General features: G+C 36.1%; 21 protein-coding genes. 6 read left to right on the forward strand and 15 right to left on the reverse strand.

Annotated elements, in window-relative coordinates; genetic code table 11:
* Positions 1 to 125: 125 nt before the first annotated feature.
* Positions 126 to 878: a hypothetical protein gene (locus MKZ14_RS20345; protein WP_036079402.1), complete on the reverse strand. Its 753-nt coding sequence runs from the start codon at positions 876 to 878 to the stop codon at positions 126 to 128.
* A 352-nt stretch (positions 879 to 1,230) separates the two neighbouring features.
* Here MKZ14_RS20345 and MKZ14_RS20350 point away from each other — a divergent pair, with 352 nt between their 5' ends.
* A complete protein-coding gene (locus MKZ14_RS20350; RefSeq protein ID WP_036079404.1) occupies positions 1,231 to 2,418 on the forward strand; it encodes an FtsW/RodA/SpoVE family cell cycle protein in 1,188 nt (395 codons plus the stop codon).
* A 57-nt stretch (positions 2,419 to 2,475) separates the two neighbouring features.
* Here MKZ14_RS20350 and MKZ14_RS20355 read toward each other — a convergent pair whose 3' ends face one another.
* Positions 2,476 to 2,613 carry an Lmo0850 family protein gene (locus MKZ14_RS20355; RefSeq protein WP_004232019.1) on the reverse strand — a complete coding sequence of 46 codons (138 nt, stop codon included), beginning with the start codon at positions 2,611 to 2,613 and terminating at the stop codon, positions 2,476 to 2,478.
* A gap of 370 nt (positions 2,614 to 2,983) precedes the next feature.
* Here MKZ14_RS20355 and MKZ14_RS20360 point away from each other — a divergent pair, with 370 nt between their 5' ends.
* On the forward strand, positions 2,984 to 4,144 hold the full coding sequence (locus MKZ14_RS20360) for an MFS transporter (RefSeq protein ID WP_036079799.1): 1,161 nt from the start codon (positions 2,984 to 2,986) through the stop codon (positions 4,142 to 4,144).
* A gap of 324 nt (positions 4,145 to 4,468) precedes the next feature.
* Positions 4,469 to 5,926 carry a cardiolipin synthase gene (cls, locus tag MKZ14_RS20365; protein WP_036079801.1) on the forward strand — a complete coding sequence of 486 codons (1,458 nt, stop codon included), beginning with the start codon at positions 4,469 to 4,471 and terminating at the stop codon, positions 5,924 to 5,926.
* 49 nt (positions 5,927 to 5,975) lie between these two features.
* Here the strand turns inward: cls and MKZ14_RS20370 are convergent, their stop codons facing one another.
* The 4 genes from MKZ14_RS20370 to MKZ14_RS20385 all read right to left on the reverse strand — a co-directional run bounded on the left by MKZ14_RS20370 (position 5,976) and on the right by MKZ14_RS20385 (position 8,946).
* The gene (locus tag MKZ14_RS20370; protein WP_339280389.1) at positions 5,976 to 6,755 is read right to left on the reverse strand and encodes a M15 family metallopeptidase; all 780 of its coding nucleotides are present in this window, start codon (positions 6,753 to 6,755) and stop codon (positions 5,976 to 5,978) included.
* 154 nt (positions 6,756 to 6,909) lie between these two features.
* Complete coding sequence (locus MKZ14_RS20375; RefSeq protein ID WP_036079405.1) at positions 6,910 to 7,158, reverse strand: hypothetical protein; 249 nt, start codon at positions 7,156 to 7,158, stop codon at positions 6,910 to 6,912.
* A gap of 55 nt (positions 7,159 to 7,213) precedes the next feature.
* A complete protein-coding gene (gene yidC / locus MKZ14_RS20380; protein WP_016992710.1) occupies positions 7,214 to 7,975 on the reverse strand; it encodes a membrane protein insertase YidC in 762 nt (253 codons plus the stop codon).
* Positions 7,976 to 8,151: 176 nt separating this feature from the next.
* Positions 8,152 to 8,946 carry a helix-turn-helix transcriptional regulator gene (locus MKZ14_RS20385; RefSeq protein WP_004232009.1) on the reverse strand — a complete coding sequence of 265 codons (795 nt, stop codon included), beginning with the start codon at positions 8,944 to 8,946 and terminating at the stop codon, positions 8,152 to 8,154.
* 505 nt (positions 8,947 to 9,451) lie between these two features.
* Between MKZ14_RS20385 and MKZ14_RS20390 the strand changes: the two genes are divergently transcribed.
* From MKZ14_RS20390 to MKZ14_RS20400, 3 genes are all read left to right on the forward strand, one after another.
* Positions 9,452 to 10,102: a LytTR family DNA-binding domain-containing protein gene (locus MKZ14_RS20390; protein ID WP_004232004.1), complete on the forward strand. Its 651-nt coding sequence runs from the start codon at positions 9,452 to 9,454 to the stop codon at positions 10,100 to 10,102.
* 351 nt (positions 10,103 to 10,453) lie between these two features.
* A complete protein-coding gene (locus tag MKZ14_RS20395) occupies positions 10,454 to 11,974 on the forward strand; it encodes a succinate CoA transferase (protein ID WP_339280390.1) in 1,521 nt (506 codons plus the stop codon).
* A 157-nt stretch (positions 11,975 to 12,131) separates the two neighbouring features.
* Positions 12,132 to 13,274 carry an MFS transporter gene (locus MKZ14_RS20400; protein ID WP_339280391.1) on the forward strand — a complete coding sequence of 381 codons (1,143 nt, stop codon included), beginning with the start codon at positions 12,132 to 12,134 and terminating at the stop codon, positions 13,272 to 13,274.
* Positions 13,275 to 13,291: 17 nt separating this feature from the next.
* Here MKZ14_RS20400 and MKZ14_RS20405 read toward each other — a convergent pair whose 3' ends face one another.
* The 9 genes from MKZ14_RS20405 to MKZ14_RS20445 all read right to left on the reverse strand — a co-directional run bounded on the left by MKZ14_RS20405 (position 13,292) and on the right by MKZ14_RS20445 (position 22,552).
* Positions 13,292 to 13,600, reverse strand: coding sequence for a hypothetical protein (locus tag MKZ14_RS20405; protein WP_004232000.1), 309 nt, complete (start codon positions 13,598 to 13,600; stop codon positions 13,292 to 13,294).
* 488 nt (positions 13,601 to 14,088) lie between these two features.
* A complete protein-coding gene (locus MKZ14_RS20410) occupies positions 14,089 to 14,370 on the reverse strand; it encodes a GNAT family N-acetyltransferase (protein ID WP_016992714.1) in 282 nt (93 codons plus the stop codon).
* Between the two features lie 227 nt (positions 14,371 to 14,597).
* Complete coding sequence (locus MKZ14_RS20415) at positions 14,598 to 15,512, reverse strand: DUF1002 domain-containing protein (RefSeq protein WP_016992715.1); 915 nt, start codon at positions 15,510 to 15,512, stop codon at positions 14,598 to 14,600.
* A 155-nt stretch (positions 15,513 to 15,667) separates the two neighbouring features.
* Complete coding sequence (locus tag MKZ14_RS20420; RefSeq protein WP_016992716.1) at positions 15,668 to 16,525, reverse strand: S1-like domain-containing RNA-binding protein; 858 nt, start codon at positions 16,523 to 16,525, stop codon at positions 15,668 to 15,670.
* A 29-nt stretch (positions 16,526 to 16,554) separates the two neighbouring features.
* Entirely contained in the window at positions 16,555 to 16,974 is a 420-nt protein-coding gene (gene mntR / locus MKZ14_RS20425; protein ID WP_004231993.1) for a transcriptional regulator MntR, read from the reverse strand.
* A 122-nt stretch (positions 16,975 to 17,096) separates the two neighbouring features.
* Entirely contained in the window at positions 17,097 to 17,399 is a 303-nt protein-coding gene (locus MKZ14_RS20430) for a late competence development ComFB family protein (RefSeq protein ID WP_016992717.1), read from the reverse strand.
* 164 nt (positions 17,400 to 17,563) lie between these two features.
* Entirely contained in the window at positions 17,564 to 19,687 is a 2,124-nt protein-coding gene (locus tag MKZ14_RS20435; RefSeq protein ID WP_016992718.1) for a heavy metal translocating P-type ATPase, read from the reverse strand.
* A complete protein-coding gene (locus tag MKZ14_RS20440; protein WP_016992719.1) occupies positions 19,668 to 20,039 on the reverse strand; it encodes a metalloregulator ArsR/SmtB family transcription factor in 372 nt (123 codons plus the stop codon). The genes MKZ14_RS20435 and MKZ14_RS20440 overlap by 20 nt, the downstream gene beginning before the upstream one ends.
* Before the next feature lie 143 nt (positions 20,040 to 20,182).
* Positions 20,183 to 22,552, reverse strand: a complete 2,370-nt coding sequence (locus tag MKZ14_RS20445; RefSeq protein ID WP_258860762.1) for a penicillin acylase family protein — start codon at positions 22,550 to 22,552, stop codon at positions 20,183 to 20,185.
* Between the last annotated feature and the right edge of the window lie 60 nt (positions 22,553 to 22,612).

The following is a 22,612-nucleotide window of genomic DNA, read 5'->3' on the forward strand; positions in this document are numbered from 1 at the left end:
TTGCGTGTATATTTCTTCGATTATGCCCCAGCATCAATACTTCCTGCTATTAAATTGTACAGGAATAATGCAACATAAATATTGTCTACCAACATCTTAGTTCTTTGATTGCGTCACCATGAAGTTTAAATAATATAGATTAATTCATCATGCTCTGTTTTTAAAATCGTATTTAAGTCATCCCAAACTTCGTCAGGAAAAGAATATTCAGACAGATTGCGAACTTCTATTCCATACGCTACTTTTGGTTTTTCAATCCGATACAAGGAAAGTAATGCCCCATCTTTTGCAAAGGATCGGTAAGAACGTAAAAAATCTGGTGATACAGCGGGAATACTTGCTTTTACTTTTCGACGCCAAAAACCAGTGCTACGTTCCTTTTCACGAATTAAACTATTAAAAACATTGGCAACCAATAAATCCGAATCACTTAAATGACGAAAATAAATTTTTGTCATTTTCTCTAAATCTGAAGAATAATAGACGAATCTATTTTGTAATTTATTAAAAAATGCTGACGTAATCGGTTCTTTCTTATGACTTATGTAAAGCAATTCTCCTTGTTCCATCGGTGTTAAATGATCTAGCCTCTTCTCGTCCATAAAATCAACCCAACATAATTCTTTTGATTCAGCAGATTTTTTCACAAAACGAGGAACATCTTCTTCCAATACATATTCAAATTGTGTATGCATATTAAAAGAACCGTCTTCATAGGAATGTTTTAATAACAGTAAGTGATGCAGTGGTTCAAGTGCAGCCACAAATTGCGAGAATTTTAACCCGCTAAATATGACAAATTTATCGACATCATTCATATGAACATAAATATGATACATAAAATCATCAGCTGACTTTAATTTTTTAGCCACAACCATCACCCCATTCTTCACTACATTATAAGACTAAACATGATTTTTTTGAAACATTTTATGTTAATTGTCGTCACTACTATATACGCAGGCATAAAAGTATTTTTTGCGTTATAATTAGGAATGTTAAACATGCATTTGCATATATAGTTTAGATTACTCAATAAGTTCAAGTATTTGCTTAAAATTCCATTGACAATATTCAAAGCAAATTGCAAGCTTATCAATAGATATGAGCTATTCTTACAGCACTGCTGGCTATTATTTTGCTTTCTTCTTTGACCAATTATAAACGAAATAGGGAGAATCGCATCACATTTACTCATATTGAGATACTATTTTAATTTAGGTGGCTTTTATGGAAAATAAACGAAATTTCGCAAATCGTTTTGACTGGACACTTGCTTTTATTCTCTTCACTTTTCTAGTCATTAGTTTGTTAGCTATTGCATCTGCCCAAACATCAGGTCAATATGGCATTAACTATGTACCAAAACAAATGCAATGGTATGTCATTGGTGCAGTAATTATTGGTATAGTCATGTTTTTTGAGCCAGATCAATATAAAAAAATGTCATGGTATATGTATGGAGCAGGGATTGCCTTACTGGTACTGCTTATTTTTATGCCTGAAGGAGAAGGTCAAATCGGTGCACCCGTTAATGGTGCTAAAAGCTGGTATCATACGCCGATAGGAAATATTCAGCCTTCTGAGTTTATGAAAACTTTTTACATTTTAGCACTAGCTCGATTAATTAGTAAGCACCATGAAATTTATTCATTACGATCAATTAAAACAGACTTTTTGCTATTAGGTAAAATCGCTATTACCTTAATCGTACCATTGGCTATTATTTTAAAGCAGCCTGACCTAGGCTCAGCGCTTGTATTCTTTGCCATTACTGCAGCTCTTATCATTGTAGCAGGTATTTCTTGGAAAATCATTTTACCAACATTTTTAGGTGGCATGGTAGCAGGTGGTACACTACTGTGGATGGCACTTTATATGCAGGACTTTCTAGAAAAAACATTTGGTTTTAAGGCATATCAATTTGCTCGTATTTATTCTTGGCTAGATCCCTATTCCTATTCATCCAGTGATGGCTATCACTTGATTACCTCTTTAAATGCTATTGGATCAGGTGAAATTTTTGGTAAGGGATTTAGAAATCGAGAGGTATATGTAGCTGAAAACCATACCGATTTCATTTTTACAGTTATCGGTGAAGAATGGGGCTTTATTGGTGCTAGTATTGTTATTTGTATTTTCTTCTTATTAATTTATCATTTAACAAAGACAACCCTTTTATTGAAAGACCCTTTCTCGACATATGTATGTGCTGGGATTATTGCTATGATTACTTTCCACGTTTTCGAAAATATTGGTATGACTATTCAATTATTACCTATCACAGGTATTCCACTTCCGTTCATAAGCTACGGAGGAAGTTCACTTATGGGGAATGCTTTAGCGATTGGGCTAGTCTTTAGTATGCGATTCCATTATCGAACATATATGTTTACCACACATGATGAAGATGAATAAATATAGAAAAAGGGAAGTCTCGCGTATTGAGACCTCCCTTTTTCTATTGGAAACGAGTTAAGCTTGAACTTGCGGAGTTTGCGTTGGTGGTGTTAGCACTTTTAAAAGTTCTAGTCGAGACTTTGTTACAGTGGCTGTTACACCCAACTTAGATAAATTCGAAACAATCTTTTTCAAATCTACTTCTTTTGTCATACATTCCACCTCAATCTTTCCTCGATTTTATATAACGTTTTATTTACGAAAAAGTTTCATTTTTTTACGAGTATGATGTCTGACAAATTTATCATACCATTTAACTTACCTATAAAATTTTTCAATTTTGTTACATTGTAAATTTTTCACACTCATCAAACTTTTCCATGAAACATATTTAAATTACCCAAAACCGCTACATTCTATTCAAAAATCAGAACATAGATTTAAAAAATATCAAAGAGCTTCATTTCTTCCTTTACTGAATAGTTCCACTTCATCCAAGCTTCCCCTCCCCTATTGTTGTAATCGCAAGAACAAGAGAGGTAGAATACACATATTGAAATATCGTATGAAAGCAGGGAACTGTATGAAAAAGGCTATTTTATTATTGATGTCTGTTCAATTCCTAGTTTACCTAGGGTTCGGCATTATTATTCCCGTCTTACCAGAGGTAATTGTGCAGCAAAATTGGCATGAACTCCACGTAGGTGGTTTATTGACTGTCTATTCACTTGCAAGTTTTTTCACAGCTCCATTTTGGGGTATGCTATCAGATAAGGTAGGGCGAAAACAACTGATCCTTACAGGTCTAATTGGCTTTAGCCTTAGTTTTGTTATTTTTTCACTATTTATAGATAACCTAGTTATATTGTATGCTTCACGTATTATTGGTGGTTTATTTTCAGGTGCATTATATACAGCAGTAACAGGATTTATCGCCGATATGTCCAGTGAAGAGGATCGCAATAAATATATGGGATTTATGGGCATGTCCATTGGTCTTGGGTTTATTTTTGGTCCAGCAATCGGGGGAATGCTAGGTCATTATAGCTTACAGTTGCCGTTTACTGCATCAGCATTATTAATTGCACTATTATTTATTTATGCAAGTTTCGTCCTAAAAGAACCTAAAAAACGAAAAGATTCAAATAAACGTGCTATAGTGCCAAAAGGTGCTGCAACAATGCTACAATACCGTGTGCGCTATCTATTTATGTTTTCATTTTTAGTAACTTTTATGCTAGCGGGCGTTGAGGCAACATTCCAGCTATTTCAAATCGAAAAAATTCACATTACTCCATTACAAATTGGTTACTTGTTCATGTTTAGTGGCTTTGTCGATGCAGCTATTCAAGGCGGGGTCGTTCGACGTATAAAAAACGGCAGTGAAACGACATGGTTAATCGGTGCACAAATTGTAACAGCTATCGGCATGCTTTTATTTACATTGACAGCTAATCTTTTTATCGCTGGGCTTGCCCTTTGTGTCTTTACAGCAGGTAATGCACTTGCAAGAACTTGTGTTGTATCACTCTCCTCTAAAGAATCTGGAGGACAATACGGAACTGCTGCTGGGCTTTCCTATTCAATGGATAACTTAGGACGTATTCTTGGTCCATTATTTTTCACATGGTTATTTACCGTACAAGCAAGTCTTGGTTATTATATTTCGGCAGCAATAGCCATACTTTCTATAAGCCTGATTTATATATATAAGGCATCCAGTAAATCATTGCGTCATCCATAACATATAGTAAAGTGCCCATTATGGATGCCAAAAGTCAGGTTAAGTCAGAAATCAAAGAAACGCCCCAGTTATTAGAAAGTAAAATTCCTAGTGAACGCGATCTCCTCTTATCAGATGTCTTTACTAGCTCAATTTTTTAAGGAATTTTTCCTTAACCTAAAAAACTTTCTATTAGAGAATTACTAAATAAACCATGCGGATTATCTCTGATATGTCTAAGGGATAATCCTTTTCCATGCTATCTAGCCAATTCATATCTTCTTTCCGCATTTGAAGTAGGCTATACTAAGTATGTTATTAACAAAAGTAAAGGCAGGTGTAGGAATGAGCATTTTTACAGATATAGAATATTTAGTTCCTTTAACTTTGTTTTTTAATATTTTATTAGCCATGACCATCATTTTCTTAGAACGTAAAGATGCCACCTCTACATGGGCATGGATTCTCGTATTATTTTTCCTGCCATTAGCTGGATTTATATTGTACTTATTATTAGGAAGACAATTACGAAGAAAGCATCTATTCCGTTGGGAAGGACGCAAGGATATTGGGATTGATAATTTGATTAGCTATCAGATGGAAGCGATTCGTGATGAAACGTTTGAGTTTCGTATTGCTAATGCAGAAAATTATCAAGAGATGATTTATATGCACCTCAGAACAAACAATGCGGTATTAACACAGGACAACCATCTGGATATTTTTGACGATGGCGCCGATAAGTTTGAACAGCTTCTTAAAGACATTGAAGCAGCTAAAGATCACATCCATATCCAGTATTATATTTTTAGACTTGATGACTTAGGTACTCGTATCGTCAATGCACTGATAAAAAAAGCAAAGCAAGGCGTTAAGGTACGTCTTCTCTATGATGAAATGGGATCACGTAATGTTAAAAGACGCCATTTTAAAGAATTGCTGCATGCTGGTGGTGAAGTAGAAGTTTTCTTCCCATCCATTTTGCCACTTCTTAATCCTCGTTTAAATTTTAGAAATCACCGAAAGATCGTTGTCATTGATGGTCGAATTGGCTATATTGGCGGTTTTAACGTCGGTGATGAATATTTAGGCTTACAAAAAAAGTTCGGTTATTGGCGAGATACACACTTACGTATAGAAGGTAGTGCCGTACATCCCTTACAAACACGATTTTTACTCGACTGGAACCAAGCTAGTGCTCAACAAAAAATGGGGTACTCTGATCGCTATTTCCCTGCTATCCCCAAAAAGGGTGATGTGGGTTTACAGATTGTTTCAAGTGGACCAGACTCAGACTGGGAGCAAATAAAGATTGGTTACTTAAAGCTTATTAATATGGCTCAAAAATATATTTACATTCAAACACCCTATTTCATCCCAGATGTTAGTTTCTTAGACGCCATTAAAATTGCAACCTTGTCAGGCATTGATGTACGTATAATGATTCCTAATAAGCCTGATCACATGTTTGTTTATTGGGCTACCTATTCTTATGTGGGTCAATTATTACGTGCCGGAGCCAAAGTCTACATTTATGAAAAGGGCTTTATCCATGCTAAGGCTATTATTATTGATGATGAGGCATCCTCTGTCGGAACAGCAAATATTGATGTACGAAGTTTTAGTCTGAATTTTGAAGTCAATGCCTTCATATATGATGCCAATATATCGCACCAATTAGCCGAGCTGTTTGAGAAGGATATTTTTGATTGTACGGAATTAACATGGGAAATGTATAAAAATCGTTCAACACTAATTAAATTTAAAGAATCTATTTCCCGTTTATTAACACCCATTTTATAAACTAAAAAGGAAGAGAGCCTGTTCAACAGAACCGCTTCTCTTCCTTTTATTATTTCACGCCTAAATATTCTTCCAACGTAATATTTTTCTTTGTTATCTCTTTTGCAACCTCTTTGCCCACATAACGATAATGCCAAGACTCATACATATAACCTGTTATCTCTTCTTTGTTTTGAGGGAAACGCAAAATAAAGCCATACTCTTGTGCGTGTGCAAATAGCCATTGCCCTGCTGGAGTTTCCCCAAACTCTTCTGTCAGCCACACATCTTCTTTTCCTCGCTCACCTATATCAAACGCTAAGCCTGTTTGATGTTCTGAGTAGCCTGGACGAGCACTATATCGATCTGCTGCCGCCTGTCCATCACGTTTAACATAATTATCATAAAGTGTTGTTTGATATTCAAAAGAACGGTAGCCACTAAAAGCAACTAAATCAAATCCTTGCTGCTTAGCAGCGGCTAACATTTGATTTAACGCTTCTCGTGCTTCTGGATTTTCTTCAGGTGCAAAGGTAGACGGAAGCGGATAAATTTTATTGGCTAGCAGAATACCATCGATATAAGTTGGTTCGGTAGGTAATGTTTGATTTGGAAGATAGCCATTTTCGTCTGGTTGTTGCTCAGGCTTTGCGGGTGTTTCAGTATTGTCTGGCTTCTCTGTTGCAGTAGAATCTTGTTCAGTTGTTTTGTTTGTTTCTGTTGTTTTTGGCTGCTCATCAGTTGCACTATTTACTTGATTATTTTTATAGTTATAGACTACAAAAATTGCTACGATTAACGCGATAGATATGAAAGCACCAACGATAAGCGGAAGACGATTGTTTTTCACTCTTTATACCCCTCTTAAAATATCAGGTATCTATAAGGATGATGTTTTTATAGCTTTTCACCTTGAAAATACCTATTTTATTGTATTACTAGTTATATTCTTATTTTAGCACTGTTCACATTTTCGGGTGTAAATTTCCTACATAAATATTCAATTAATCTGTTAGGACAATGACAAATACTACTATAGATGCAATTGCGAAAAAAATTGCCATATACTGCATCCACTTCGCTTCTTTTACATAACCTTGCTCTTTAAAGCTTTTCGCTCTAAACCCATTTGATAAGGCGAACATAATCGTCATTGCAAGTACGGCAAAATTAAATTTCCCTATAATAATAAATACAAGTGCTGCAATACTAAAAATTGCAACGAGAATAGATGATAGCCATTTTTTGTTCATCCTGCTGTCCTCCTAAAAAAATCGAGGCAACAGAGGCGCCTCGACATCAATCAATTTATTTTTTTGCTTTCTCGGGATGTTCCGAATAATATTTACGTCCAATATATGTTTGAATAATCAACAATGCACCACTGACAGACCAATACAAAGGTAGTGCTGCCATAGAAGACATGGAGATAAAGACAATCATAATTGGTGAAATATAAATAAACATTTTCATCTGAGCTTTTTGTTGCTCAGGTACAGTCCATAAAGATACACGAGCCTGGATTAGGTAAACAACCCCTGCAACAATGGTCATCACGATATCTGGTGAACCCAAGCTAAACCATAAAAACTCATGGGATTTCACATCGGCAGAATACAAGATTGAGAAATACAGACCCATAATAATTGGCATTTGAATTAACATCGGTAAACAACCCATATTAAGTGGATTAATGCCATGCTTTTGATATAGAGCCATCATTTCTTGTTGATATTGCGTTTGCTCTTCTTTTGTCTTAGCTTCCTTCATTTTTTTCTGAACGGCTTCCATTTCAGGTTTAAAAGCATCCATCTTCGTTTTCATTAATTGTTGCTGACGATAGTTTTTTAACATAATCGGCATTAAGATTAAACGAATTAGAACCGTAATCGCGATGATTGCTAAACCATAGCTCCCTGAAAAGATATCATTCCCGAAAAACTCCAATAAAAATTCCATAGGTTTTACAAAGATACTATAGAAAAAACCTTCTTTGTTTTGCACAGCTTGACAGCCACTAAGAACAAAAACGGCAAGACCAAGCATTGAAAATAGCTTCAAATTTTTCATTTTTCCACCTACTATTATTTATCAACTACAGTGAAGTATACCTTATAGGGTCTCTCTTTATCAAATAGCAAGTGCTACTCATTCCTTAAGCTGGTTCTCCAGATGATTCATTAAAAAAGATGCGAGCTTTAGCAACGCTAATATGTTCGCACCTTCTCATTCTCTATGCTCAAAATCTAGACATTTTGTAATTCAGTCTCTGCCATTTCAAAACGATAAAATTCATGATGAAGCTCGTCTCTAAAATGTTTTGGCGTAACTCCCGTATATTTTTTGAAAATACGAGTAAAATAACTTTGATTACAGAAATGGAATTGATCTGAGATAGAAGTAATACTTTTGTTTGTATGTCGTAAGTAGTATTGTGATTCTTCTACACGTCTAACATTTAAATACTCAACCAATGTAATGCCCACATGTTCTCTAAAAATACGTGATAAGTGACTAGTACTTATATGAAAGTTATTAGCAATACTTTCGACAGTTAAATCATTTTCAAGCTCGTCATTTATATACATTATCACTTTGTTAACTGTTTGATGTCGGAAAGTCGGTTGTTTGCGATCTGCAATAAAGTAAACAAAGAAATCAATTAAATCATCAGCAAATTGTAAAAATTCTGCGTCTTTCATCTGATTTTCTATCATATCGTTACACGCAATATTGAAAGCAAATGCTTTTTTCGAAGGTACTTGATTGTCCAGCAATTTACGAGCCACAATTGATGACAAAACAGAAAAATAGCTTCGAACGATTTTAATGACCTGTTTGCCAAAACGAATTGAGAGAATATCAATTAACTCATGCAAAGATTTTTTCGCTTTTGCAGATTCTAAATGGTAAATTTCAAAAATTAGTTTCGACTCAATATTAAAAAATTCTTCGACACCGATATATTGATTAATATTATCGATTTCTTGGAAGTATCTTTTGGATATCGTTTCTGACATAGAATGTTGATGTAGTTGCATAATCTTCCCCATCTTTCCTCAGAGTGCACGAATTGCATGACAATATTTGACACCAATCCCGACGAATTAAAAATAAGAAAATAGTATTTACTTATTCAATATAAGAACTGAGTCCTATTTCACAAATTTTATTAACAAATAAATCAAAAATAACCCTACTAATACACCAGATATAAAAAAAATAGACTATACAGTGAATTTTACCATATTCTGCGATTTCCTTTCAACCACATTTTAATTGCTACTCTAGTTCTAATTTATCACATACGCATAGTAGAAACCTCGTAAACTTAATCTTAACAATTAAATTTTACCATATACATATCAAAATAAATTAGTCATTTTATAAATTTATTTACAAATTATACAAAACTACTTACATTATTCTAATGGAACATTCGACATTTTTCTATTTTATTCCTAAATCTTCTCTATATAATTTATATGAATATGTAGTAAAATAGATGATAATACTATTTTTAAAAGTTTAGACGAGGTGTTTAAAGTGGATCCAAAACAAATAGAAGAGATCATGGAGATAATTAAGGAGTTCTTCCCTGAAAATACGTCCATCGCTATCTCAGATACAAATGAATATTTGTATTACCAACCAAGCAAGAAAGTTGATTTAAAAATTAAACCAGGTGACCCTATCAAAGAAGGTTCAGCCGCACACAAAGCATTAAGCTATGGTCAAAAAATCAGCTCCTATATTGAACCTGATGTCTTCGGTGTCGCATATTATGGCATGAGTATTCCTTTAATGGAGGAAGGCGAAACAAAAGGAGCTATTACTGCTATCTTCCCGCAAAAACCATCAGCATTCTTAACAAACTACATTACAATCAAAATTGATGATTGCTGGTACCCAATCAAACATGATCAAGTGATTTATTTAGAAACACAACTCCGTAAAACATTTGTTAAAACAATGACTCGTGAAGGTTATCACCGTTTAAACTTAAGTGATCTAGAGCTATTTTTAGCACCTGACTCATTTATTCGTTGTCACCGCTCTTATATCGTTAACATTGACTACATCGATGAAATTCAACCAGATTCACACTCAACGTTTTTATTAATTATGAAAGATGGTACGCGCATTCCTGTTAGCCAACGTTATGCAAGCTATTTCCGTCGTTCTTTAGGTTTCTAATTATGTAAGAACAGCAAGCAATTAATAATTGCTCGCTGTTCTTTTTTGTGCTCAAATCAGCCTCATTTTCTTCCCTATTTAACTATTTTTGCACTATTTTTAATGTAGAAAACAACTAAATTTATACAGCTCTACAATAAAACGTTTTCTCTGTCGAAAAAGCATCTTAATGCTCGATTTTCCTTTTTTTACTCAATTTAATGCTAATTCTAAAGTTTTTGTGACAATTTGGTGATAGTATTATTCAAATGGTTGGAGTCATACTACAACTGAATAAACAGAAAATTCTTAAATGTTTTTTCTAGTTTTGTAATCGGTTTCCATCAAAATTATTTAGGGGAGGATTTTTTTATGGATGCAAATGTTCAAAAACGCCTTGGTTTAAAAGAACTTGAGAGTAAAATTGTAACTGCTGAAGAAGCAGCAGCACTTATTTCTAATGGTGATGTAGTTGGGATGAGTGGTTTTACTCGTGCTGGGGATGCAAAAGTTGTTCCAATGGCATTAGTTGAGCGCGCAAAAATTGAAGAATTCAAAATTGATGTATATACAGGTGCATCATTAGGACCAGAAGTAGATAAGTACTTAGCAGAAGCTGGTGCAATTCGTAAACGCGGACCATTCCAAAGTGATGCGGGTATTCGTAATTTAATTAATTCTAGGGATATCTTATATGTAGATGCTCATCTTTCTCATAATGCTGAGCTAGTGCGCCAAGGAATTATCGGACCAATCAAGTATTTAATTCTTGAAGCGGTTGCTATTACTGAAGATGGCTTAATCATTCCAACAAACTCTGTAGGTAACTCACCTATCTTTGCAGAATATGCAGAAAATATTATTATCGAGTTAAATATTTCTCATCCAGAAGCTTTAATTGGTATTCATGATATTTATGTACCTGGAGAGCAAGGTAAACGTGAAGCTATTCCAATGACAGATGCTATGCAACGCCTTGGTGATATTGGTATCAAAGTGGATCCAGCTAAAATTAAAGCAATTGTTATTTCTGAAGAGCCAGATGCTCCTTCATTAATCGTACCTCCAGATGAAGAAACACAAACAATGGCAAACATTTTATTAGACTTCTTCCGTGATGAAATTAAAGCGGGTCGTTTAACAAAACAATTAATGCCATTGCAATCTGGTGTAGGTTCTGTAGCAAACGCTGTACTTGATGGCTTTGCAGATTCAGAATTTGAAGATTTAATTGTTGCATCTGAAGTACTTCAAGATGCTGTATTTAACTTAATCGATGCTGGGAAAGTTAAATTCGCAGCTGCAACTTCAATCACACTTACTGAAGAATTACAGCAAAAAGTTTATGGTAATTTAGAAAAGTATGCTGATAAAATTTGCTTACGTCCACAAGAAATTTCTAACCACCCTGAGCTTATCCGTCGTTTGGGTCTAATCTCAATCAACACAGCTCTTGAGTTAGATATCTATGGTAACGTAAACTCAACGCATGTTTCTGGTACTCGTATGATGAACGGTATCGGTGGTTCAGGTGATTTCGCACGAAACGCACGCCTTGGTATTTTCGTTACAAAATCATACGCAAAGGGTGGAGCAATTTCTTCTATCGTGCCAATGGTATCTCACGTTGACCATACTGAGCATGACGTTGATGTTATCGTAACGGAACAAGGTATTGCTGACTTACGTGGTCTTGCACCAAAAGAACGTGTACCTTTAATTATTGAAAACTGTGCACACCCAGATTACAAAGAGCAATTATGGGATTACTACAACCGTGCAGTGGAAGCAACTGGCAACCACCAAACTCCTCATCTTTTAGAGGAAGCACTTTCTTGGCATGTAAATCTTGCTAAAAACAAAACAATGAAAAAAGAAGTTGCAAAAGCTTAATTACTAAATGCTCGAACGTCTAATAAGTTGATACTTATTAGACGTTTTTTCTGCGTGAAAGCAAAAAATAAGTGAGAAGTATTATCGATTGGAAAATGCTATAATAGGACTATATCAATCTTATTGACTATAATTGTTCTATTTCATCGGAGGAACTATGAAGAAATTTATCTATGCTATTATTTTCTTTTCGTTTTTCGACCTTTTTACCCAGCTCCCTGTTATGAGTACATATGCTGAGTCTTTAGGTGCATCGGCATTCCTCACTGGTCTTGCAGTAGGAATGTATTCGCTTTCCAATACATTCGGTAATATCATTTCTGGCTTTTTAACGGATCGCAAGGGACCTTTTATCATACTCATAATAGGTCTTCTAACAACGGGTCTAGCATTAACGCTGTATAATTTAGTAGAAGAGCCCATTGCTCTATTAATTGTACGTTTTATCCATGGCCTTGTTGCAGGCTTCATTGTTCCTGCTGCCTTTACATTTCTAGCAAACGCTACTGAGCAGGAAAAAAGAGGAAGGGGCAGTGCTATTTCTGGTGCCTTTGTTGGTATAGCAGCCATTATAGGCCCTGCATTTAGTGGCATTTTAGCTAGCCGAACAAGTGTCCCCTTCGTTTTTAATATCACAGCAAGCTTTATGCTTCTTTTAGGTATTCTTGCGTTCTTTATATTGAAAGCAAATCAAGTAAACAAAGAGAAGGCTCAACCTAGTAATTATATTCCGATCAGTGTTTTTTTTAATAACACAGGAACATTAAAAGCCTTTTTAGGAGCCTTTTTCTTAATGTTTTCTCAAGGTGTTATTGCCTATCTACTTCCACTTAAAGTGCATGCCTTAGGCTTCGACTCTCGTTTAAGCGGCACTTTAATGAGTACATTTGGTATTATTGCAGTCCTAGTTTTCCTATTACCTACTAATCGTATTTTTGATAAGGTCAATCCACTCAAAACATTGTCTTTTGGAATAGGTTTAATGGGAATAAGTCAGCTATTAATTAGCCAAGCAAATTCTAGCTCTTTACTCTATATAGCAATGGCTTGCTATGGAATTGGATTCGGTTTCCTATTCCCTTCAGTAAATTCGCTGCTAATTGACTCCACAACTGCTGAAGTACGAGGAAAAGCATATGGCTATTTCTATGCGTTTTTCTCCCTAGGTGTAGTAATAGGCTCATCTTTACTAGGTTGGCTATCACTTGGTACTGTCAGTGGCTTTGTATTTACTGGCTTCGTTTTATTACTCTTTGCAGGCGCTATCCTTATCCCACACAAAAGACCTTCTCATGCTTAGATGAGAAGGTTTTTTGTTTACTTTTCCTTTTCTTGAATTTCTTCATTATAGAAATGGACACCAGTATGTCCTCCACCTTCAGCTACCATTTCATTCGAGGCAATTTTAGTTGGTGAAGTACCCGCCTCTGTTGCTACCTCTGTAGCTACACGTTCTGCAATATTGTCGTGCATATCAGGACCTGTTGTAAGATACGACTCTAATTTTGCTTTCATACTATTAAACATTGTTAGTGCTTTATCACGATTCTCTTTTTTACTGAAATAAGATGCTGCTAGTCCTGCTAATCCTGCAACAACAACACCTGTACCTTTACGTTTTGCCATAGTTTATTACCTCCTAAAAATATAGAAACTAGCTCTGTAGTATAGTTTTTCCCTATTCTTAAAAGAATAAACATTATTTTTTTATACCTTCTAGCATATATATTAATGTAAGGCTAAAACTTGCTCTTTTATCTAGTAATAATTCTGCCAATTCAATGCAGTTCGTCTCGTTTTAATGCAGACAAAATCTCCTATTAACATCCAGCTATCACACCTTTATTTTTAGCATTCGTCAAAATTTTGTAACTATTTATGATTATAAAGGGCAAGTAAAGGGAATTAATGAAATAACACTAAAATAGGAGAGTGGTTAGGATGAAAGATTTTGATTTAGCATATGATTGGATAGATATGGCTTCATTAATTGGTGGGGCTGGCTTCTTAACAGTACTAATTTATAGTGTCATTCTATTATAAGGAGCTACTTACATGATTTGCTCTAGCAATTAAAAGGCAATCCGCTTAATTAAAAGCAGATTGCCTTATTTTTATTGTTTTACATCATTGTATGCATCTGACTTTTCAAATGCTGCCACAACATAGGAACAAACGGCCTCCATTTTATAGCCATTTTCGCGTGCATACGCTGCTGCTTGATCGAGTAATTGTTTGGCCACACCTTGACCACGGAGCTTATCTGATACATATGTGTGATCCATTACCATTACTGAGCCATTTTGCTGCCAAGTAATTTCCGCCAGTTTTTCTCCTGCTTGCTCATTTAAAAATGCAAACTTATTTTCTGCTAATTGTTGTAATTGGAATTCCATTTCTCACCACTCCTTTTATTCATAGTACCATAGCTTTTTGTATTTTCACAAAATTTGTGTACCTTCCTTTTATCTAATTAGCGTAGCTATGTCCAGATAATCGGTTAGCCTTCTGTGTTGGAAACAGCTCACTTCAATTATTTACTTGCTGAATCAAAAAAAGAATCTGTACACCTTCTCTAGCAAAGCGAGAGGGTATAACAGATTCCTTTCTATCAACTTTAAATTTAGTTAAACCATGAAGAAATAGTATCTTTTAAATTAGCAAAAAAGCTTTTCACACTTTCCCAGAAACCTTTATCTTCCATAAGTGAGCCAAATTTTTCTTGGATCGTGTTACTAATATCATTTAATTGATCTGACCATTTACTAAAATCAATGTCCAGCTTGCTTATTTTATCCATTAAATCTACTAGCAATTGACGGTCCTTTTCACTTAAATTAATTTCAAGCTTAGTTAATTGCTCTTGTACAATTTTTTCCACATCTTCACGTGTTGCTGGCTTTAATTCTGCAATTTGCTTTTTAATTTCAGTCAGTAATTCTGCTACTTTTGCATCGTCTACTCCTGCAGATTCTGCAATGGATGTTGCTACTGATAATTCTTCATTTGCTACATCAGTACGATCAATATCCAGTGTTTCACCTGTAGTGACCTCATATGCCTTGTAAATACCTACTAACGCTGAATGCCCTGTAACGGCTTTCGGAGCAGCTACCTGTACGGATGCATCCTGAATTCCTGCTGTTAACATCGCATTTGCGTACATCTCTGAAGTTACCTGCGTTATATTCGATGGTGTGACAATTTGTATTACCAGACCCTCTCCTGCATCTCTGCGTGTAATCTTTGCAGAAGAATACATACGGGAGCTTGAATTACTATCTTTAATGTATTTTACTAGATCCTCACCAGACACAGTAATTTCTTCAATTTCAGGTTCTTCACTTACTTTTAATGATTTTTTTACAGACTCTTTTTCAGCCTCAGATAAATTTGCTCCATACACGACGATCGGTACGCCAAGTTTTTCATCTATTGCTTTTGGAGGCGTATTGTCAGATGCAAATCCTGTAGCTGGTGCCATCACTCCAAATACCAACATTGTAGCAGTTAGTATTTTTATCCATGTTTTTTTCAAATCGTGTGACCCCTTTCGCTAAAACTTCATAATTAGCAAGTATAATGTATGCCATTATACAATAATTAGTACGAAAAAAAGACGAGAAGGTTTCAAGGATGTCTCTCGTCATTTTTCCTGTTGTAAATGTCTTGCTGGCAATTCAAACTATATCCTTAAACTTCTTCAGTCCAACCATCCTGTTGTTTTACTTTACCTGCTTTCATTAATGTTCCTAAGGCACGTTTAAATGCCCCTTTACTCATATTAAACATTTCTTGAATCTCCTCAGGAGACGATTTATCACCAAATGGCATTTTACCGCCCACATCCTGTATATAATTCAATATTTGTTGCGCATCATTTGAAAGACGCTCATGTTTTCTCGGTAAAAGAGAGCCATTCATGGAACCATCGTCTTTCACATCGATAATACGTACAACTACATCTTGTCCTAATCGAGGCTCTGTACTTCGCTCAGATTCATGCACGAAAATACGGTAAGGAACTTCTACACCTAGTAAGAATGTCCCGATCGGTAACAAACGATATGGGCGTGCTTGAATATTTTTATTGTGCATATCTTCAAATGCACCTTCATATAGTTCTGAGATTTTTTCCTCTGTGGCTAAACGACCAAATAAATCACCATTACGATCTGTGCGTAGTGTCATAAATAAATGATCGCCTGGTTCTGGCCATACTTCTTTTAATGCAGGTAAATCTTCTGCTTTTACTAATACTTCGCGAGATGTACCAATATCCACAAAAGCACCTTCATGTTCCACTACTTTCAAGACGCGTGCCCAGCCGTACTCACCTTGTGTAAAAGCTGGAATTGCTGTTGTAGCAGCCAAATCTCCACGACGGTCTGCAAATAAAAATACTTCAAGGCGGTCACCTACTGTTAGTGGCTCTGTTACCTCTGAAGCATTTAAAGGTAGTTCTTCAACTCCATTTGTTAAAATCCATTTCGATGCTTGTTGCTCTAATACCGTTAATGTAACGACTTCACCTGATTTTAATGCGTTCATATTGTCTCCCTTTCCTTCACACCATCATTTTAAAGATTGTGCTGTGTCTTAGATGCCTCTAATTTTTTCACGATGTCTGGATTTTCTTCCATTACTTGCACAAGATCTGCAATACGATCGATTGAATTCCAACTTAAATGATGTTCAATTCCCTCCACATCATCATAAATACGTTCTTCATCCACACCAATCATTCGTAAAAACTGCTCGAGCAATTCATGACGCTGCACAAGACGCTTTCCGAGCTTATCCCCTTTAGGCGTCAATGTCAGTCCACGGTACTTTTCATAAACTAAATAACCATCTTTATCTAATTTTTGAACCATTTTTGTAACAGAAGAAGGAAGAACAGATAATGCTTCAGCAATGTCAGACACTCGCGCATATCCCTTGTTGGCAATTAATAAATATATTTGTTCGATATGGTCCTCCATACTAGGTGTTGGCATATCCTTTTCCCTCTCTTTCCTTTTCTTACTCTCTAGTTTACTACAAGCTTGGCTTAAAAGTTAACTGAAAATACATAGCCTAGAGAAACACTTCCTTTACAACTTAAATAGAGCCTCTTCTATTAAGAAGTAGGCTCTACTTTGTGTCGAGGATACTTATTTACCACATGTAACGCATGAATAATCTCTTTATTAATGCGCTCAATGTTTCCAGGAGTATTCATTTCTTTAAATGCCTCATCTCTAGCTTCCATAGATGTAACATACTTACTTGGCAATGCATTTAGTGTAAGTGCCACCGTGTCGAATTCACAGATTTCGCATTTACAAAATGTTTGATATTCTGGTCCTCGTAGTAAAAAGCTTACTAAACCACGCACAATTTCTTCTGTAACATTTACTAAAATAGGATCTGACATATTCAAACTTTCGCCTCATTTATATTTAATTGTTACATTACTCCTGAAACTATAATAGCCTTAAAAAAAGTCTATTTCAAGAATCGCAAGTAGCATCTATCCGCATAAAATCCCTCATGTCAAAGCAAGATTAATTTCCTACCTTTTCAGATCGTTTTACACCTTACTTACTACTTTTTTGCTCTAATTAGTCTTAATGAATTAAACACAACTAATAGTGTTGCACCCATATCCGCAAAAATTGCTATCCATAATGTTAACCACCCTGGTATGACAAGCAGCAATGCAATTAATTTTAAAACTAGGGCAAATATAATATTCTCTTTAATGATACGTAATGTTTTTCTGCTCAAGCCAATAGTGTAAGGAAGCTTTGTTAGATCATCACCCATTAATGCAATATCTGCTGTCTCAAGAGCTGCATCCGTTCCTGCTCCACCCATGGCGATTCCTACGTTTGCAGTGGCCAATGCTGGTGCATCGTTTACACCATCTCCAACCATTGCTACAGCACCAAATTGTGTACGTAAATCCTTAATCGCCATTAATTTTTCTTCTGGTAATAACCCAGCACGCACATCTGTCATCTTTAATGAAGTAGCGATGGCTTGCGCAGTAGGCTCTGCATCGCCTGTTAACATCACCATATGCTTTACTTTTAAGGCATTTAATTTGTTCAATACGTCCTTGCTTTCACGACGTAATTGGTCAGCAATTGCAATCAGTCCAATAAGTTGATTATTCGAAACAGCTGCTACTACTGTTTTACCCTGTTCTTGCAGATTCTTAACCTGACTTTCTATATTTTGATCTATAGAAGTTAATGAAGTAGCCCATTTCATGCTACCTACATAAATAATCTGATTATCAACGGTAGCATAGGCACCTTTTCCTGTTACTGATTGGAAATCTGTTGGGATGAGCTCAGATAATTTTTGATCGTGTAGTCTATTTAAAATTGCTTTAGCTAAAGGGTGCTGTGACTGTTTTTCTACCGCTGCTACTAGTTGTAGCACATAGTCTTCTGACCAATTTTCAGTCGTTACAATATCTGTTACTGCAGGCTGCCCTTTCGTTAATGTACCTGTTTTATCAAAGGCAACAGCTTCAATATGTCCTAGTTGCTCTAAATGAACACCACCTTTAATCAGTACACCTTGCCTTGCTGCATTACCAATGGCTGTAACAATGGCAACGGGAGTAGAGACGACCAGCGCACAAGGACATCCTACCACTAAAACAGCTAGACCTTGGTAAATCCAATGCTGCCAATCACCTACTAATAAAGGTGGAATCACAGCTACTAAAAAAGCAATAATCATAATCGCTGGTGTATAATACTTTGCAAAGCGATCTACAAATTGCTGAGAAGGTGCCTTTTCTGCTTGTGCTTCTTCCACAAGATGAATTATTTTAGCGATAGTAGTATCTTCTACTCGCTTAGTCACACGTACTTCAAGGGCACCCTCTTCATTTAACGTCCCAGCAAATACTTCATCATTTATTGTTTTATTTACGGGAATCGATTCACCTGTAATAGCCGCCTGATTGACTGCAGACAATCCACTAATGACAATGCCATCCATCGCAATCTTTTGGCCAGGCTTTACAATCAATATATCTCCTATTTCTATGTCTTCAGTAGGTAACTCAAGCTCATGGAAGTGTTCACCGTGGGCTCTTTTAATAATCGCTGTGGGCGGAGCAATATCCATTAATTGACGAATAGATTGACGTGCTTTATCCATTGAATACGCTTCAAGTGCCTCACTTACAGCAAATAAGAATACGACAACTGCTGCTTCTTCCCACTCACCGATAATAGCAGCTCCGATGATGGCGATTGTCATAAGCGTCTTCATATCAAATTCAAAGCGAACTAAATTGCGGAAGCCTATTTTAAAAATACCCACTCCACCCACAAGGATAGCTATAATGAACATGGCAATCGGGAGTGGGTTTGATTCCCCATTTATACCCACAAACAGATAACCTAGAATGACAAAAAGCAATGATATTCCTGCTAAAACGTTTTCCTTTTTACGATAAAAGGGTGTAGTATTTTCAAGTGCTTTTGCTGCCGATTGTGTAACCTTAATGCCATCAAAAGCACCAGCTTCTTCAATTTGGTCTACACTAATAGCACCGATTACTGTAATTTTAGAAGCACCAAAATTTACTTGTGCATCCTGTACTTCTGGAATAGCCTTTACGTTTTTTTCAAACTTTGCGGCACAACTAGCGCAGGATAAATTTTGTAGCCTGTATTCTTGTTTAATTGGCGTTGCTGCCATTCGCAATCCCCTCTTTCGCATGTTCGTAGGCAATTGTTACAATTTGGTATACATGCTCATCCGCTAAAGAGTAATACATTTGCTTACCTTTACGGTGTGATCTCGCTAAATTATTATCTTTCAAATATCGTAAATGATGTGATGCTGTGGCAACTGAAGAACCAATAATAGTCGCTACATCACAAACACATAGTTCATCTTCCACCGTTAAAGCATAGGCAATTTTAAGTCTAGTTTCATCAGATAACGCTTTTAAAAATTTGGCTACACCTGATAAATCGGGCATTTGTTGTTGCACCTTTGTGACCGCTTCTTCATGTACATGCGTCACCTCACATATTTCCTTTGGCATTTTCTCACCTCATTCAAATATTCGTTTGATTGTATTCAATGTAGCATATTATTCCATCTTATTCAAATGAATATTTGAATGTTAGGATGTATATCCTTAAATAAAAAAGTTAGCGTACTTTATTATGTACGCTAACTTTTTTATTACTTCGCTTTTAATTGTAATGTTTTCCCTCTTATCTCTTCCTGTTTGATAAATGTTTGATGGTATTTACCATTAGCCCAATCAAGTACCTGATCTTGATACCAATCAGATTTTACATGCCCACTTTGACCAGGACCAACAATATGATAGGCTGAGCTTAAATCACCTACATCCACCACAAAACGCCAAGATGCGCCGTGATCTACATTACCAGCTAAATCATTATCTGCTGCTTGTACGGTAACTTTCGAGCCACCAATAGGAACCCTTTTAGCATTAAAATAGGCTGCAAGAATAGGTGATGCACTTCCTAATGTATGATCAAAAGTAAGTTGATGGTAATCACCCCATTGCCATTTAGAAGCATTCTTGCCGAATTGATCTTCTAATTGTGCAATTGTTCGCTCAAATGCCTTGTATACTGTTTCATCAATACCACCCTGCTCCTCAATCCAAATACTTTTCTCTCCTGCATAGGCTGTACGTAAAAGCTGGTCTGTAATATTAAACTTCCCATACATAATGCCATACATATCTTCAGGCATTTGATCTTTAAACAAAACTTCCTGTAACTTAATCATTAAAGTATGAAATACAAGTGGTGCACCTGATTCCTTTGCGTCCACCATATCCCAATTCTCTAGCATGGCAATAATCTCGTCGTACTTCCCATCCTGATCTTTCTCTTTTAGCGATGTTAATAAATCAGGCAAAAATTCTCTGGCATAGAGATTATGCTGATCCATTTGCAAAGCCATCATATCTTCTACTGTAATAGCATCATTTGCCTCTAACACTTCTTTAATTCTCTCGAAACGATAAGGTTGCGCCCAGAAATCAGTTATATGATAAGGATAGTCTTCCCCTATTACTTGGTTATTTGCTGTTGCAATAAAACCTTCTTTCGGATTTACTAAAGTCGGTAATTCATCCCAAGGGATAAAGCCTTCCCAGCCATAATCACTCGAATCGCCTGGAACTGGTAATTGACCTTCACCTTGCTTACGAATAGGTATTTGACCATTAGCTTTATAGGCAATCGTACCGTCCTGTGATGCAAAAACAAAATTTTGAGCTGGCGCTTTAAAATCTTCTAATGCTTTTTCGAAATCATCCCAAGTTTTCGCCTTATTAAAACCAAGCACTGCCCTCAGTTCAGCTGTCGGTTGTAGTGCCGTCCACTGCATCGAAAATTGTGCAGTTGGCTCTGTATCTTTGAAAGCTAAATCTGTCATTATAGGGCCATGACGTGTAACAATGACCTCAAAATCTACAGTTTCTCCATCTTTTACCTTAATCGACTCATCGCGTACCTCTGCTTGCTCCCACTTTCCATCGTAGCGAAATTGTGTTGGATTATCTGGATTTGGTATTTCAATATATAAATCCTGTACATCTGGACCCACATTAGTCACACCCCAAGCAATTTCGTCATTATGACCTAAAATAATACCTGGAATCCCTGCAAAGATAACGCCACTAACGTTTTGTTGTGGGGATTGTAGATGCATTTGATACCATATGGAAGGGGTGCTTAACCCTAAGTGTGGGTCATCTGCTAAAATAGGCATTCCTGATTTCGTTTTATCCCCAGAAACTACCCAGTTATTACTTCCATTAAATTCGTTTGGTAGCATTTCCGCACTGAATTGCCCAGCCACTGCTACAGGATTTTGGATATTGGCCTCGATAATAGACGAAGCGTTTTCTGGATATTTAATAAATAATTCTTTAGCCTTTTCTTCATCAAAATTCTGTAATGCCCAATGACGAAAAGCTAATGTATTCCAATTCCCTCCCAAATCATAGGCCATGTATTTACCAATTGTTAAGGAATCAACAACTGTCCACTCCTCTGGCTCATAGCCTAACAAAGCGAATTCATAGCTTAGTGTATTGCTTTCCTTTGCCTGTGCAATAAAAGCATTTACTCCTTCAGCATACCATTCAAGTACTTGTTTGCTTTCGTCATCATAGGCAGCTAATGATTTCTCTGCAGCATCTCGCAAGCTAAATGTGCGGAAATGTTTGTCGGTATTAATCGTCGCTTCTCCAATAATTTCAGATAATCGACCACTTGCCTGCCTTCGTGCTAAGTCCATTTGAAATAGTCTATCCTGTGCTTGAACATAACCTTGCGCACGATACAAATCAGCATCTGTTTTGGCAAAAATATGCGGAACCCCTTTTTCATCTCTCGTTACTGTCACATCCTGATCCAGAATAGTAACAGCTAACTCACCATCAATCACCGGCTTAGATTTATTCATAAACCATGTAAATCCAATAAAGGCCACTAGAGCCAAAGCAGCTATTGTCCCAGCTATGACAATGAGCCACTTTTTCCAATTAAACTTTCTCTTCCCCACTGAATAACCCCCTTTTTGCACTATATTCCCGTACTCCCTTCCCAAACCCGCTTTGAAACA

The sequence above is a fragment of the Lysinibacillus sp. FSL P2-0066 genome, assembly GCF_037969495.1.
Taxonomy (GTDB): domain Bacteria; phylum Bacillota; class Bacilli; order Bacillales_A; family Planococcaceae; genus Lysinibacillus; species Lysinibacillus boronitolerans.

Excerpts from the sequence above, each read along its gene's own strand:
- MKZ14_RS20345 (WP_036079402.1), bottom strand. The coding sequence starts at position 878 with ATGGTTGTGGCTAAAAAATTAAAGTCAGCTGATGATTTTATGTATCAT.
- MKZ14_RS20375 (WP_036079405.1), bottom strand. The coding sequence starts at position 7,158 with ATGAACAAAAAATGGCTATCATCTATTCTCGTTGCAATTTTTAGTATT.
- MKZ14_RS20350 (WP_036079404.1), top strand. The coding sequence starts at position 1,231 with ATGGAAAATAAACGAAATTTCGCAAATCGTTTTGACTGGACACTTGCT.
- MKZ14_RS20420 (WP_016992716.1), bottom strand. The coding sequence starts at position 16,525 with ATGAACGCATTAAAATCAGGTGAAGTCGTTACATTAACGGTATTAGAG.
- MKZ14_RS20355 (WP_004232019.1), bottom strand. The coding sequence starts at position 2,613 with ATGACAAAAGAAGTAGATTTGAAAAAGATTGTTTCGAATTTATCTAAG.
- MKZ14_RS20435 (WP_016992718.1), bottom strand. The coding sequence starts at position 19,687 with ATGGCAGCAACGCCAATTAAACAAGAATACAGGCTACAAAATTTATCC.
- cls (WP_036079801.1), top strand. The coding sequence starts at position 4,469 with ATGAGCATTTTTACAGATATAGAATATTTAGTTCCTTTAACTTTGTTT.
- MKZ14_RS20385 (WP_004232009.1), bottom strand. The coding sequence starts at position 8,946 with ATGCAACTACATCAACATTCTATGTCAGAAACGATATCCAAAAGATAC.
- MKZ14_RS20410 (WP_016992714.1), bottom strand. The coding sequence starts at position 14,370 with ATGGAATTCCAATTACAACAATTAGCAGAAAATAAGTTTGCATTTTTA.
- MKZ14_RS20400 (WP_339280391.1), top strand. The coding sequence starts at position 12,132 with ATGAAGAAATTTATCTATGCTATTATTTTCTTTTCGTTTTTCGACCTT.
- MKZ14_RS20440 (WP_016992719.1), bottom strand. The coding sequence starts at position 20,039 with ATGCCAAAGGAAATATGTGAGGTGACGCATGTACATGAAGAAGCGGTC.
- MKZ14_RS20395 (WP_339280390.1), top strand. The coding sequence starts at position 10,454 with ATGGATGCAAATGTTCAAAAACGCCTTGGTTTAAAAGAACTTGAGAGT.
- MKZ14_RS20360 (WP_036079799.1), top strand. The coding sequence starts at position 2,984 with ATGAAAAAGGCTATTTTATTATTGATGTCTGTTCAATTCCTAGTTTAC.
- yidC (WP_016992710.1), bottom strand. The coding sequence starts at position 7,975 with ATGAAAAATTTGAAGCTATTTTCAATGCTTGGTCTTGCCGTTTTTGTT.
- MKZ14_RS20405 (WP_004232000.1), bottom strand. The coding sequence starts at position 13,600 with ATGGCAAAACGTAAAGGTACAGGTGTTGTTGTTGCAGGATTAGCAGGA.
- mntR (WP_004231993.1), bottom strand. The coding sequence starts at position 16,974 with ATGCCAACACCTAGTATGGAGGACCATATCGAACAAATATATTTATTA.